Source organism: Mesorhizobium sp. ZC-5 (assembly GCF_025753855.1).
Taxonomy (GTDB): domain Bacteria; phylum Pseudomonadota; class Alphaproteobacteria; order Rhizobiales; family Rhizobiaceae; genus Neomesorhizobium.
The window spans coordinates 55,474-69,500 of sequence record NZ_JAOWPT010000012.1 but is presented as its reverse complement, the minus strand read 5'-3'; the positions used below and the strand labels follow the sequence as shown (position 1 = coordinate 69,500).

The following is a 14,027-nucleotide window of genomic DNA, read 5'->3' as shown; positions in this document are numbered from 1 at the left end:
CCGCTACTCGGCCGCCGCCGCAACCACCGCCGGGCCACGGCGCGACGCCCATATCACGGCGAGCGCCAGCAGCGGGAAGATCGCCGCGACGAGGCCGAGATCCGACGGCGTCGCGAATTCCAGCACCCGTCCGCCGACCACCGTGCCGAACGCGATGCCGAAATACAGCGCCGACGCGTTGAGGCCGAGCGTCAGGTGCGCCAGCCCGGGCGCATAGCCGACGATGCGGCTTGCCTGCGCCGGTGGAAACGCCCAGCCGATGATGCCCCACGGCACCATGATCCCAAGCAGCAACGGCCCCGACCACGCCTGTGGCAGCAGCTTGAGGCCGAAGGCGATGGCGAGCGACACCGCCACCGACATCAGCAGCGACAACACCACGACGCGCGTCGCCCCGAGCCTGTCGGCAAGGTAGCCGCTGCCGAGGTTGCCGATCACCGCGCCGACGCCGAAGCAGAGCAGCATGCCGGGCAGCGCCAGCGCCGGCAGGCCGGCGCCGTCGATGGCCAGCGGCGCCAGGTAGGAGATGATGATGAAGCCGCCGGTCAGGTAGAGCAGCGTGGTGGCGAGTGCCGGCAGGATGCCGGGACGCCCGACGGTGGCCAACCGTTCGGACAACGTCAATTTTACCCCGCGCAGGCCATGCGGCAGCCGCACCCAGAGGATCGCCGCGCAGGCGATGCCGAGCAGCGCGATAGCCAGGAAGGTGCCTCGCCAACCCCAGAAGGTGGCAATCAGCGAGCCGAGCGGCGCGCCGAGCGCTACCGCGAAGGTGGTGCCGCCGACCACCACGGAAATGGCGCGCGCCCGGTGCTCCGGTCCCGCCAGCGACACAGCGGTCGCCTGCGCAGTCGCCGCGAAAAGGCCGGCCGACATGCCCATGACGATCTGCGCGGCCAGGAGCGCGGTGAACGACGCGCTCGCCGCCGCGATGAGATTGCCGGCGACGAAGGTCAGCATCGCTGCTGTCAGCACGCGGCGCCGGTCGATCTCACCCGCCAGCGCCGACAGCACCGGCGCGCCGACCGCATAGGCGAGCGAAAAGGTCATCATCAGGTAGCCGGCCATCGGTACCGTGGTATGGGTGTCGGCCGCGATCGACGGCAACAGGCTGGCGAAGACGAAGCCGACGGTGCTCATCGCAAACGAGCCGACCGCCAGCCAGACAAGACGCTTGTCCATGGGGTTATCCTAAGTTCAAAATCTTTTGAACTATTGAACCTCTCCCTGCGTAAAGTCAACACATCGCGGCGAGGCTGCTGTCAGCCTTGTGTCAGGAGTGTCTGGGATCGGTACGCGGAGGGGGAAAGCTTGGCGCGAACAGACAGTTTAACCGCTTGCGCCAGAAAGCGGGCCAGCGCTCACACCGACCGCATTGGCCGATCTGGGGCCGAAACGTGTGAACTACATAGCCTCTCGGCGGAAACGCGCGGCTAATGGACCAGGAAACAAGCGTCGTCACGCTCTACAGCGCGCCGCGCTGACGCGAGCGATGTGCCGTGACCTTCGCACGATTGCCGCACACCGACATGCTGCACCAGCGGCGCGCATGGCCACGTGTGTGGTCGGCGAAGAGCAAGGTGCAGTTCTCGCCTTGGCAGGCTTTTACTTGGGTGAAATCCTCTCCGGCAACGACCCGTGCGATCGCCTCGCCGATCGGGATCAGGAGCGACTCCGGCGAGCGCCAGCGCCGAGCCGTCTCCAGCGCCAGATGATCGGCATGCGCGACGATACGATGATAGGTCTCGTCGCGTTCCAGCAGGCGATTGATGGGCGTCAGTCCTTCAAGGGCGTCTGCGCTTAACGGCTGACCCATGTGGCGTTTCACGAAGTCCCGGAACCATTCGCGGAGATCACGCGCCTGGTTCGCCACGCGGTCCAACTCGCCCGGCATCGCGCGCGCCGCGATCTCCGCGAGCTGCGCCCGGGGTACCAGTTCGGCCTGTTGCAACCAATCGATCAGCCCGCGGCCATCGCGGATCCAGTCGACCGGCGCATCGACCGGGGTTGCGATGGAATTCAGGAAGTCGAGCCCGCGGGCGTCGGCCAGGAAAAGAGGGGGCATTCTCAGATGCATGGGTGTGCGATCCGTCGCTGATCCAGCGCAGATGTAACCACTAAAATCGCCATTGACAAGTTACATGGCCATCTGTAACCGTATAAATACCATTTAAGCGGTTTCAGAGTTGTCGAGAAGGGAAATGACCGGAAAATTACGGGGCCACTCATCCACGGTAGTTTTGGCGAGAGAATCGCATGATTCGGCGCCATTGCGGGTTCTCGTGCGGAATTCAGCTTTCGATCGGGCTCTCTTGCCGTTCGATCTGGCTTCGAGAATGTAACCTGACTAAATAGAAGTAGCAGTTACGATTTGTGAAGAGCATCACATAGGAGCGACTATCATGACCAAGGTCACCTACCGCATTGCCGATGTGGACGGTCTCAGCATCTTCTACCGCGAAGCCGGCATCGCCGGCCGACCCAAGCTGCTGCTGCTGCACGGTTTCCCGACGTCCAGTCACATGTTCCGCGACCTCATTCCACTCCTGGCGGATCGCTTCCACATCGTGGCGCCGGATCTGCCGGGTTTCGGACAGTCCGATGATCCCAAAGCCAACAGCTTCGATTCCATCGCGGACACGATCGAACGCTTCACCGAGATGATCGGCTTCGAACGCTTCATCGTCTACGTTTTCGACTATGGGGCGCCCACCGGCTTCCGGCTGGCGATCCGCCATCCGGAACGCATCGCCGGCATCATTTCCCAGAACGGCAATGCCTATGTCGAGGGACTGAGCGATGGCTGGAACCCGATCCGCGCCTATTGGCAGGATGCGTCACCCGCCAATCGTGAGGCGCTGCGCGCGATACTGGCGCCCGAGACCACCCGTTGGCAGTATACGCATGGCGTCGCCGATCCTTCGGCCGTGTCGCCGGATGGCTACACGCTTGACGATCACTATCTCGGCCGTCCAGGCGCGGACGTAGTCCAACTCGACCTGTTCGGCGACTACAAGAGCAATGTCGCGCTCTATCCGGCCTTCCAGGACTATTTTCGCGCCCACAAACCACGTTTCCTGGCGGCGTGGGGTCGCAACGATCCGTTCTTCCTGCCGCCGGGCGCCGAGGCATTCAAGCGCGATATCCCCGAGGCGCGGGTAACCTTCTTCGATACCGGCCATTTCGCCCTGGAGACCCATGCTGCCGAGATCGCCGCGGAAATCAGGGATTTTTTCGCGTGAAAATGGAGGTGGAGATGAAGGATACTGAACAGACGCTCGCCGAGATACTCGAGATCATCAGGAGCAATCCGGGCATCCGGCCTTCCGAGATCGATCGGTTGATGAACCGGACGGAATCGGACTCGCTGCGCGCGACACTGATCAGGCGGGGTCTCGTCCGCAAGGTCAAGGACGGCCAGGCGACGCATCTCTATGCAACCGACGTTCCGGGAGGCGCCGATGCTTAGGAAAGCGACCCCGGAACGGGTGAAGCTGTTTTCGGATGGCGTGTTCGCCGTTCTGATCACGGTGCTGGTGCTGGAACTGCGGCCGCCCGAAACCCCTACCTACACGGCGCTGCTGGCGTCGTGGCCCCATTGGCTCAGCTATGCGGTTAGCTACCTGTTCATCGCGATCGTCTGGATCAATCACCACTATCTGTTGCGCTACGCGAGCGAGGCCACGCCGCGTCTCTTGTGGACCAATTTCGCCCATCTTTTCGCGATGTCGCTGCTACCGTTGTCGACCGAGTGGATGGCGACGTCCGCGCTGAAGCCACAGCCGGTCTCATTATACGCGGCGGTCTTCTTCCTGGTGAATGCGACCTATGTTGCGCTCGTTCGGGAACTGATCGACGGCAACCCCGAAACGCCGCCCGAGGTCCGACAGGCGATGCGTCGGCGGTCGTGGATCACGTTGGCGTTGTTCGGTATCGCCGCGGTGATTGCGTTGTGGAGCCCTCTTGCCGGGTTAGGGATCTGCATTGCCTGCCTCGCAGTCTATTTGAGGCCTCATCCGCTTCGGAACGCGGATTGAGGGGCGACGGCAAGGTCGTTCACGACCGGCGCAAAGAACGTCACCCCTCCCGGACCCGGTACCGTTCCAGCGTTCCGCTAAAAATCCGCGAAAGCGCCTCAACCGCCTCGCCGGGCGAGACGCGCCCGGCCGCGGCGTCCTGCGCCAGTGCTTCGGCGGCACCCAGGAAACCCAGGAACATGGCGTCGTCGTTCTGAGGCAGCTTGACGAAGCGGCCGAATATCCTGCGGTACTCGGCGACATAGCCTTCGCGCAGCGAGCGGCGGAAATCCGCCGTCTCCTCCGTCGCCGAGAGTGCGGCGAAGGCCGCGCCCATTTCCGGTCCCATGCCGAGCACGCAGTTCACATAGGCCGCGGCCATCACCGCAATCGCGTCGGCCAGCGTCTCGTCGCCCTTGCCCAGCACCTCGCCGCGCGCTTCCTTCTGCCGCTGATCGTAGTCGCTGCAGAGCGCGATCAAAAGCCCGGCGCGGGTACCGAAATGCTCGTAGGCGATGGGTTTGCTGACGCCGGCGCATTCGGCGACATGGCCGAGCGTCAGGGCGTCGGTCCCCTTCTCGCGGATGATCGTCTGCGCCGTCTCAAGCAGTTGCTCGCGCCGCTCTGCTTTGGGCAGTTTTTTCGTCGCTGCCCCAGCCATCTCGACCATCTGGCCCATTCGCTCTCTCCGGCGCCGCCTTGACATCGTCGTCGCGACGCATATTACTAATGGTAAGTTACTATCAGTAAGCTACCATCCTTAATATCAATATAGGAGCTTTTCGTGACCATTGCAGCCCGGGAAATCCACCTGAAGAGCCGCCCAACCGGCGTGCCGGGTCCGGAAAACTTCGAATTCACCGAACGCGTCCTGCCCGTGCCCGCCGAAGGCCAGCTTCTTGTCCGCACGCTGTGGATGTCGGTCGACCCTTATATGCGCGGCCGCATGGTCGACCGTCCGAGCTACATCGAGCCGTTCCAGGTCGGCCAGCCACTCGAGGGCGACGCCGTCAGCGTCGTCGAGCAATCCCGCGACGACCGCTTCAAGCCCGGCGATTTCGTCAAGCATTTTTACGGCTGGCGCGAGCGCGTGGTTATCGACGCGGCAACCGCCACGAAGGTCGATCCGGCCATCGCGCCGCTCCAGGCCTGGCTCGGCCCGCTCGGGGTGCCGGGGCTGACTGCCTATGCCGGGCTCGTCCATGTCGCGAAACTGAAGGAGGGCGACACGGTGTTCGTCTCGGCCGCCGCCGGCGCGGTCGGCTCGATGGCCGTGCAGATCGCGAAAATCAAGGGCGCTCGTGTCATCGGCTCGGTCGGCTCCGACGACAAGGCGCGCTGGGTCAGGGACGAACTCGGCGCCGACGCCGTCATCAACTACAGGACCGCCGGCGATCTGGCGAAGGCGCTGGCCGAGGCGGCACCGGAAGGCATCGACGTCTATTTCGACAATGTCGGCGGCGACCACCTCGATGCCGCGCTTGCCGTCGCCAACAGATATGCACGCTTCGCCATCTGCGGAATGATCGCGCAGTACAATGACGAGACGCCGCCGCCCGGCCCGCGCAACCTTGCCGCCCTCATCGTCAAGCGCATCGCCATGCAGGGCTACATCATCCTCGACTATCCCGATCTCACCAACGAGACCCGCGAGATGGCAGGCTGGCTTGCCGAAGGCAGGATCAAGTCGCGCGATACGGTCGTCGAAGGCCTGGAGAACGCGCCGAAGGCATTCATCGGCCTGTTCTCCGGCGACAACACCGGCAAGATGCTGGTCAGGCTGGCGGAGGGCTAACGCTTCCGGTTCAGCTGCCGGGCTTCACGGAGGAGCGACGACCAGTTCATCCCCAGCAGCGCGATGAGTTCGCGAGCCTGTTCCTCAGTGATGCTTGTTTCCCTGACGAGGCGTTGGACCACCGGGCCGTTCGTCGCATCCTGCTTGCTGGGGTCGTCGGCCATCGGAAGCACCTCCGAGGGAAATAACGTGGCAAGCCATCACGAGTTTCATGCCGTACTACGTCTTTGTGAATAGACTCCTCCACCGGAAGGCATAGGGTGAGCTGTCGCCCGCTATCGAACGGCACGGGGGCGATTGAAAGAGTCGATCACGCTTTCGCCCAACGCAAAGGGAGACGCGCGATGACACTGTGGGGCATAGCAGACGCCGAACAACTGGCGGCGCTCACCAGGCTTCTGGACGAATATTCGAAGGAAATCGGCATTGCCGGCGACAAGGCGGCACGCGACCGCTTGGCTGCTCGCATCATGGGCTTGTTCAACGAGGGCATCACAAAGCCCGAGGAGATCAGGCGCAATTTGGATTCGAGTCCGGACGGCTGGCTGGTTGAACGGATCGCTTCCTGAGCCATAACCTCCGGGGACCTGCTCAAGATCCCCCTCTCCGTCTCGGGCTTCGCCCTCGACACCTCTCCCCACATTCGTGGGGCGAGGAAATGCGACGCTTCCTCCCCCTCGAGCGCAGGCAATCGCATATGCCAATCTGGCGGCTCGCGCTTGAGCGCTGGATGCGCTGCCGCAAAGTCTCCCTCCCCCTTGTGGGGAGGGGTTAGGGGGTAATTCCACATACGACCGGGGGCGAGGGTCGGGCCGGCACATTGCCAAGGCCAGAAAATTCGCGCGCCATTGTCGAAACCGCATCGCTTCGTTCGTCGTTGCAATGACCCGGTGATTTGCCGGGATGTAAAAAGCGAGAATGGAGACCTCCCATGCGAAAGATCATTGTTGCGACATTCGTCAGCCTCGACGGCGTCATGCAGGCGCCGGGCGGTCCCGAGGAGGATCCGACGGGCGGCTTCAGGTTCGGCGGCTGGGTGGCTCCGCACTTCGACGAGGCATCGGGCGCCGCGATGGACGAGATTTTCAGCCGACCCTACGATCTGCTGCTCGGCCGCAAGACCTACGACATCTTCGCCGCCCACTGGCCCTTCGCCGAGGGTGGACCCGATGCGCCGATCGCCGAAGCATTCAACCGGATCGACAAATACGTCGCCTCGCGCTCGAAGCGGGACCTGACGTGGAACAACAGCCACTGGCTCGGCGAGGACACCGTCGGCGCATTGAAGAAACTGAAGGCCGGAGACGGCCCCGACCTTCTGGTCCAGGGCTCAAGCAACCTGCTCCAGACCCTGTGGAAGCATCGCCTGGTCGACGAGTTCAACGTGCTGGTCTTCCCGGTGCTGCTCGGCAAAGGCAAGCGCCTGTTCGGCGACGAAGTGGCGCCGGCCGGCCTCAAGCTGGTGAAGTCGCAATCCTATCCGACCGGCGTGATCGTGACGAAATACGTCCCCGACGGAGAGGTCAAGACGGGGTCGTTCGCGCTGGCCGAGCCGAGCGAAGCGGAACTGGAACGGCGGAAGAACCTGAGCTGAGCGAAGTTCGCACTTTCTCCGCGAATAGGCGGGCATAAGCCCCCTCCACCGCCTCCGGCGGTCCCCCTCCCCACAAGGGGGAGGAACCGCCGCTATAGCTTGGGCCAAGGTCGTCCATGTTTCGTGCAAGACGGTAATCCGGAAAAGTCCCCTCCCCTTGTGGGGAGGGGTGGGGTAATTCATATGTGGCGGCCTTGCCGAGGTTGGTTGCAACCAACACTCGCGATCATCCAACGCTATCTGGCGTCTACCGCCTCTGCTCGGTCCCCTCCCCCTTGGTGAATCTCCCGACCACCGACCGCATCGCGGCCCACATCTCCGCGTCGTCGAGTTCCTGGTGCTTGGCGTATTTCATGTAATGGAACGAGATCGCGCCGACATCGTGCCACCAGTCCGGTGGCCGTTCGAGCACCAGCCGGATGCGCTTCCTGTCCGTGCCGCCGTCAAACGTCGTTCCACGCACATCGACCCTGGCATAGAACGTGTGCAGTGGTTTTTCGTCCTTGCCGATCAGCACGGCCGCGGCACCGAAACTGTCGCCGTCGATCATTTCCGCACTTGAGAACTCGACCGTAAGCACGCCTCGCCCGGCAGCGTCGACATTGAGCCAGGCAAGCCCCTGCTGCCGCCTTGCATAGCGCCACCGGAACGAGAACCGCTCCGGCGCCTGCGCCATCTGCCGCGCCACATTGTAGGGCGGCGGCAGCGAGGCGAACCGCACCAGGTCGCCAGTCGCCCGCTCGATCACCACAATCAGGTTTCCCGGATCGTCACTGTCGGGGTAGAGCATGTAGGCACGCGCGTGCCCGGCCTGCAGCAACGCAGGCACCAGCGCTGCAAGGATGGCAACAGCGTGCAGCATACTTCCCTCCCGATCCATGATTATAGGCTTTCGCCGACCGGCGAACAGGGTGGCTGTTTTCCGGGTGGATGCCGGCAAAAACGCCTGCGCAATCATCAACGGTTTTCCCGCATTTTCGGGGTTACATAGCGCCACACTCTTCCCTATAAGGCCCTCCTAGCCTGATACCAGAATCGCGAGCACAACCGGCCGGGTCTTCCCGTCCCGGCTTTTCGTGCAAGCCGCCCGCCGAACGGAATTCTCGACATGCCAAAACGCACCGACATCAAGTCGATCCTGATCATCGGGGCCGGCCCCATCGTCATCGGCCAGGCCTGCGAGTTCGACTATTCCGGCACCCAGGCCTGCAAGGCGCTGAAGGCCGAGGGTTTTCGCATCATCCTGGTCAATTCCAACCCGGCCACCATCATGACCGACCCGGAACTGGCCGACGCCACCTACATCGAGCCGATCACGCCGGAGGTGGTGGCCAAGATCATCGCCCGCGAGCGGCCCGACGCGCTGCTGCCCACCATGGGCGGCCAGACCGCGCTCAACACGGCATTGTCGCTGCGCCGCATGGGCGTCTTGGAGCGCTACAATGTCGAGATGATCGGCGCCGACGCGGCAGCCATCGACAAGGCCGAGGACCGCGCGCTGTTTCGCGAGGCGATGAAGAAGATCGGCCTGGAAACGCCGAAATCGATGCTCGCCAATGCCACCCAGGTCAAGGAAGAGGACCGCCGCAAGCACGAGGCCGAGCGCGCCAGCCTCAAGGCCGAAAACCCCGCCGACCTCGATACGGCGCTCGATGCGCTGGAGACCCGCTGGAACCTCGGCGAGGGCGACCGCAAGCAGCGCTACATGAGCCACGCGATGGCGATCGCCGCGCAGGCGCTCGACGTCGTCGGCCTGCCGGCGATCATCCGCCCGTCCTTCACGCTCGGCGGCACCGGCGGCGGCATCGCCTACAACCGCGCCGAATTCTACGACATCGTCTCCTCCGGCCTCGACGCCTCCCCCACCACCGAAGTGCTGATCGAGGAATCGGTGCTCGGCTGGAAGGAATACGAGATGGAGGTGGTGCGCGACCGCGCCGACAACTGCATCATCATCTGCTCGATCGAGAACATCGACCCGATGGGCGTGCACACGGGCGACTCGATCACCGTGGCACCGGCGCTGACGCTGACCGATAAAGAGTACCAGATCATGCGCAACGCCTCGATCGCGGTGCTGCGCGAGATCGGCGTCGAGACCGGCGGCTCCAACGTGCAGTTCGCCGTCAACCCCGCCGACGGCCGGCTTGTCGTGATAGAGATGAACCCGCGCGTCTCGCGTTCCTCCGCGCTCGCCTCCAAGGCGACCGGCTTCCCGATCGCCAAGATCGCCGCCAAGCTCGCCGTCGGCTACACGCTGGACGAGCTGGAGAACGACATCACCGGCGGCGCCACCCCCGCCTCCTTCGAACCGTCCATCGACTATGTCGTGACAAAAATCCCGCGCTTCGCGTTCGAAAAGTTCCCCGGCGCCGAGCCGGTGCTCACCACCGCGATGAAGTCGGTCGGCGAGGTGATGGCGATCGGTCGCACCTTCCAGGAATCGCTGCAGAAAGCCCTGCGCGGGCTGGAAACCGGCCTCACCGGCCTCGACGAGATCGAGATCCCCGGCCTTTCCTCCGCCGGCGGCCCCGACGACCGCAACGCCATCCGCGCCGCACTCGGCACGCCGACGCCGGACCGGCTGCGCATGGTGGCGCAGGCGATCCGCATGGGCACCTCGCTCGATGAGGTCCACCAGATGTGCCACATCGACCCGTGGTTCCTCGAACAGATCGCCGGCATCCTCGCTATGGAGGACCGCATCCGCGAGCACGGCCTGCCGCAGGACGCCGAAAACCTGCGCATGCTGAAGGCCATGGGCTTCTCCGACGCCCGCCTCGCCTCGCTGACGAAGACCGAGCCGCAAACGATCCAGAAGCAGCGCGAAAAACTCGGCGTCCACCCCGTCTACAAGCGCATCGACACCTGCGCCGCCGAGTTCGCTTCCCCCACCGCCTACATGTACTCCACCTACGAGGTGCCCTTCGCCGGCGCGTTCGCCGACGAAGCCAAGGTCTCAGACCGCAAGAAAATCGTCATCCTCGGCGGCGGCCCGAACCGCATCGGCCAGGGCATCGAGTTCGACTATTGCTGCTGCCACGCCTGCTTCGCGCTCGCCGAGGCCGGTTATGAATCGATCATGATCAACTGCAACCCGGAGACCGTTTCGACCGACTACGACACTTCAGACCGGCTCTATTTCGAGCCGCTGACCGCCGAGGACGTGCTGGAGATCCTGCGCGCCGAGCAGGCGTCCGGCGAACTGGTCGGCGTCATCGTCCAGTTCGGCGGCCAGACGCCGCTGAAGCTCGCCGAAAGCCTCGAGGCCGCCGGCATCCCGATCCTCGGCACCTCGCCCGACATGATCGACCTCGCCGAGGACCGCGACCGCTTCCAGAAGCTCCTCATCAAGCTCAACCTGCTGCAGCCCAAGAACGGCATCGCCTGGTCGGTCGAGCAGGCCCGCACCGTCGCCTCCGAGCTCGGCTTCCCGCTGGTGGTGCGCCCCTCCTATGTGCTCGGCGGCCGCGCCATGCAGATCATCCACGACGAGGCGATGCTGCAGACCTATCTGCTCGACACCGTGCCCGGCCTGGTGCCGGAGGACATCAAGCAGAAATACCCCAACGACAAGACCGGCCAGATCAACACGCTGCTCGGCAAAAACCCGCTGCTCTTCGACACCTACCTGTCGGGCGCCATCGAGGTCGACGTCGATTGCCTGTGCGACGGCAGGAACACCTATGTCGCCGGCATCATGGAGCACATCGAGGAGGCCGGCATCCATTCGGGCGACAGCGCCTGCTCGCTGCCGGTCCACACGCTTTCCGCCGACACCGTCGCCGAGCTGGAGCGCCAGACGGCAGCGCTGGCAAAGGCGCTGAACGTCGGCGGCCTGATGAACGTGCAGTTCGCCATCCAGGACGGCGCCATCTTCATCCTCGAGGTCAACCCCCGCGCCTCGCGCACCGTGCCCTTCGTGGCGAAAACCGTCGGCAAGCCGATCGCCAAGGTGGCGGCGCGCATCATGGCCGGCGAGAGCCTCGACGCCGCCTTCGCCGCCTATGGCGGCCGGCCGGACAAGCCGAAGCGCCCGCACATCGCGGTCAAGGAGGCGGTGTTCCCCTTCGCCCGCTTCCCCGGCGTCGACATCCTGCTCGGCCCCGAGATGAAGTCGACCGGCGAGGTGATGGGCCTCGACTACGACTACGCGCTGGCCTTCGCCAAGAGCCAGCTGGGAGCGGGCGTGGATCTCCCCCGCACGGGCACCCTGTTCGTCTCCGTCCGCGACGAGGACAAGCAGGGTGTGCTGCCGGCCGTGCAGCGGCTCGCCGCGCTCGGCTTCAAGGTGCTCGCCACCGGCGGCACCCAGCGCTTCCTCGCCGAACACGGCATCGACGCGCAGAAGATAAACAAGGTGCTGGAAGGCCGCCCCCACATCGAGGACGCCATCCGCAACCGCCAGGTGCAGATCGTCTTCAACACCACGGACGGCCAGAAGGCGCTGTCGGACTCCAAATCGCTGCGCCGCGCCACGCTGATGCAGAAGGTGCCGTATTACACGACGCTCGCCGGCATGGCGGCGGTGGCGGAAGCCATCGCCGCGCTGAAGGCCGGCAGCCTGGAAGTGCGGCCGCTGCAGGAGTATTTTTAAGCGCCTTTTTCACCTCCCCCTTGAGGGGAGGTCGGCGGGCAAAGCCCGCCGGGTGGGGGTCTTCTCAGATGCCGCCATCGAGCAGAAAAGCGATGCCGCCGAAGCTGCGCCCCTCTCCCCGTTCACGGGGAGAAAGGAAAGACGCGCCGGGTGGGGGTGGTTCCGCTGGCGCAAGCATCGCGATTAGCCATCTCCCCACCTGTGGGGAGATGGCCGGCAGGCCAGAGGGGGGCGCTGTCCCGCCGAGCTTGCCGCCTGAAGCGCCGTCGCGTGGGTCGCTGCGGCAGCGCGCGGCGCCTACGCTGCTTTCCTCTCCCCGTTCACGGGGAGAGGATGCCGGCAGGCAGGTGAGGGGCAGCGCCAAGACCTGAATAGTTCGCTCCGCCCCTTATCCGACCCTTCGGGGCCACCTATTCCCTTTAAACGGAGAGAAGGGAGAAACGCGCCGGGTAGGGCGCGACGAAAGCGCGAGGCACCGAAGCTGCTTCTCTCTCCCTGTTTACGGAGAGAGATTCCGGCAGTGAGGGGCAGCGCCAGCCTCTGCACCACGCTCTAGGGCGCCGCCGCCGTCGCCGAAGCCGCCGCGGCGCTGAAGACCGGGCATTGGAGGTCGGGCAGCTAAAGCGATATTCTTGCAAGGCGCTTAGCTGCTGCCGCGAACAGTGCCTTAAGTAAGAAAAAGAATTACATTATTTACCAAATCACTAATCGTATCATCGGCTTGATGCTGATTTATTATCACACGCGAAGGATGTGCCGCAATATTCCTCCGGGATAGCTTATCTTTTAGAATCTGGACAGTGTTCTTGTCTAAAAGACGCGCAACTCGACAAGATTCGATAAGTTCATATTCCTTCAAATCATCTAAGTCCTCAATGTTATTTATAACAATGCTTTTCTTTGGAAATTTCGTTCCTATTGCCGCGTTCAGGGCAACAATGCGCGATGCATCTTTAAAGAGCCACCGAACTAGGTGGTCGTAGGCTAGGTTCCAAGTCATCACTATTGCCGCTCGATACGCCCTCACCCGATAGCAATTCAGCGCCTCTGTGAGAAACGCCCGCTCCGCGAGGTCCGGCACTTTTTGTGGCAACTCGGACAGCGTTTGCGTAACAACTGCCACGACGGGATCAACCCCAAACCGCCTATCGAGATCACGGCGTAGGCCACCTGCTAACCGATACCCACCTTTCTCCCGTACAAGCTGGGGTGGCTTCTTCGCGACCAAACGAGGAAGATAAACGCTCATGTCAGGCGGGTCGAGGCCAACATCCCGGAAACACTTGCGCATGTAGGAACCGTCAAAAAAGGGGCGCCCTTCATGGGTTTCTACAAACCATGAGAGTATCAACAGTTGATCGACTGCTGACTTACGATAAAATCCATTCGTGGACGAAGAAAAATCTTGTATTGCGCTCAACCGCCGGACCTAAGTTTCTGGACCTTGTCTAACCCGAGATGATTGATTTCATAAGACCCTCGGCTAGAGCTTGACATCAGTTTTTCTTTCTTCAGATAACGGAGCGGCCATCCAAAGTCTTCAAATCCAACAGACCAACCGATCACTCGATATCCCGTATAGATATGAGCAGTTGTAACGGCAGGCGTATCTCGATGCTCCTTAAACCAAGCAGCGATGACAAGATTTTTCTCAGGCTCAGTTTCGGCAGGATGCTGTTCGGCAAAATTCACCAGTGAAAGATCTGATGAGAAATCTAGATCAAGAACCTCGGGTGTTGTTGGTTTACGAGGGCGTGCCGGACGGCTTGTTTTTGGCGGAGATGGCACTTCTTCCTGCTCTTCTAGGTCTATGACCTCAGCGTTCTCTGACATCTGGCCATTACCACCCGCCAACATAACAGTCGCTGGTGAGGAACCGTTAAGTCGCTGCTGGACTATGGTAGTCGGCTTCAAGGCATTCTGAATAGCAGCTGTTATTTGGCTAAGATCGCCGTCCGGAATATCAGCCTCTAGCATTATGAAACGAACCTTAGCGCCGCCTTTTGACAACTGTTGCTTCGCCAT

The 14,027-nt window shown here is 62.9% G+C and carries 14 protein-coding genes; 7 read left to right on the top strand and 7 right to left on the bottom strand.

Features of this window, described 5'->3' with window-relative positions:
- Positions 1-3 precede the first annotated feature (3 nt).
- Positions 4-1,182, bottom strand: a complete 1,179-nt coding sequence (locus OHD58_RS24325) for an MFS transporter (RefSeq protein WP_263806191.1) — start codon at positions 1,180-1,182, stop codon at positions 4-6.
- A 283-nt stretch (positions 1,183-1,465) separates the two neighbouring features.
- Entirely contained in the window at positions 1,466-2,077 is a 612-nt protein-coding gene (locus OHD58_RS24320; protein WP_263806189.1) for a CGNR zinc finger domain-containing protein, read from the bottom strand.
- Between the two features lie 325 nt (positions 2,078-2,402).
- On the opposite strand from OHD58_RS24320, the gene OHD58_RS24315 reads away from it, so the two are divergent.
- The 3 genes from OHD58_RS24315 to OHD58_RS24305 are packed head-to-tail and all read left to right on the top strand — an operon-like array spanning position 2,403 to position 4,037.
- The gene (locus OHD58_RS24315; RefSeq protein WP_263806188.1) at positions 2,403-3,242 is read left to right on the top strand and encodes an alpha/beta fold hydrolase; all 840 of its coding nucleotides are present in this window, start codon (positions 2,403-2,405) and stop codon (positions 3,240-3,242) included.
- Positions 3,243-3,256: 14 nt separating this feature from the next.
- The gene (locus tag OHD58_RS24310) at positions 3,257-3,469 is read left to right on the top strand and encodes a hypothetical protein (protein ID WP_263806186.1); all 213 of its coding nucleotides are present in this window, start codon (positions 3,257-3,259) and stop codon (positions 3,467-3,469) included.
- Entirely contained in the window at positions 3,462-4,037 is a 576-nt protein-coding gene (locus tag OHD58_RS24305; RefSeq protein WP_263806184.1) for a TMEM175 family protein, read from the top strand. The genes OHD58_RS24310 and OHD58_RS24305 overlap by 8 nt, the downstream gene beginning before the upstream one ends.
- A gap of 40 nt (positions 4,038-4,077) precedes the next feature.
- Here OHD58_RS24305 and OHD58_RS24300 read toward each other — a convergent pair whose 3' ends face one another.
- Positions 4,078-4,695, bottom strand: a complete 618-nt coding sequence (locus OHD58_RS24300; RefSeq protein WP_263806182.1) for a TetR/AcrR family transcriptional regulator — start codon at positions 4,693-4,695, stop codon at positions 4,078-4,080.
- Positions 4,696-4,800: 105 nt separating this feature from the next.
- Between OHD58_RS24300 and OHD58_RS24295 the strand changes: the two genes are divergently transcribed.
- On the top strand, positions 4,801-5,811 hold the full coding sequence (locus OHD58_RS24295) for an NADP-dependent oxidoreductase (protein WP_263806181.1): 1,011 nt from the start codon (positions 4,801-4,803) through the stop codon (positions 5,809-5,811).
- Here OHD58_RS24295 and OHD58_RS24290 read toward each other — a convergent pair.
- Entirely contained in the window at positions 5,808-5,975 is a 168-nt protein-coding gene (locus tag OHD58_RS24290) for a hypothetical protein (RefSeq protein ID WP_263806179.1), read from the bottom strand. The genes OHD58_RS24295 and OHD58_RS24290 overlap by 4 nt on opposite strands.
- Before the next feature lie 180 nt (positions 5,976-6,155).
- On the opposite strand from OHD58_RS24290, the gene OHD58_RS24285 reads away from it, so the two are divergent.
- Together OHD58_RS24285 and OHD58_RS24280 are read left to right on the top strand one after the other, a co-directional pair.
- Positions 6,156-6,380 (top strand): hypothetical protein, encoded by a 225-nt coding sequence (locus tag OHD58_RS24285; protein WP_263806178.1) that lies wholly within the window; start codon positions 6,156-6,158, stop codon positions 6,378-6,380.
- Between the two features lie 362 nt (positions 6,381-6,742).
- Complete coding sequence (locus OHD58_RS24280; protein WP_263806177.1) at positions 6,743-7,405, top strand: dihydrofolate reductase family protein; 663 nt, start codon at positions 6,743-6,745, stop codon at positions 7,403-7,405.
- Positions 7,406-7,652: 247 nt separating this feature from the next.
- Here the strand turns inward: OHD58_RS24280 and OHD58_RS24275 are convergent, their stop codons facing one another.
- Positions 7,653-8,267, bottom strand: coding sequence for a hypothetical protein (locus OHD58_RS24275; RefSeq protein ID WP_263806176.1), 615 nt, complete (start codon positions 8,265-8,267; stop codon positions 7,653-7,655).
- A gap of 246 nt (positions 8,268-8,513) precedes the next feature.
- On the opposite strand from OHD58_RS24275, the gene carB reads away from it, so the two are divergent.
- Positions 8,514-12,002 (top strand): carbamoyl-phosphate synthase large subunit, encoded by a 3,489-nt coding sequence (carB, locus tag OHD58_RS24270; RefSeq protein WP_263806175.1) that lies wholly within the window; start codon positions 8,514-8,516, stop codon positions 12,000-12,002.
- A gap of 667 nt (positions 12,003-12,669) precedes the next feature.
- On the opposite strand, the gene OHD58_RS24265 is transcribed toward carB, so the two are convergent.
- On the bottom strand, positions 12,670-13,422 hold the full coding sequence (locus tag OHD58_RS24265; RefSeq protein ID WP_263806174.1) for a hypothetical protein: 753 nt from the start codon (positions 13,420-13,422) through the stop codon (positions 12,670-12,672).
- On the bottom strand, positions 13,419-14,027 hold the full coding sequence (locus OHD58_RS24260) for a winged helix-turn-helix domain-containing protein (protein WP_263806173.1): 609 nt from the start codon (positions 14,025-14,027) through the stop codon (positions 13,419-13,421). The genes OHD58_RS24265 and OHD58_RS24260 overlap by 4 nt, the downstream gene beginning before the upstream one ends.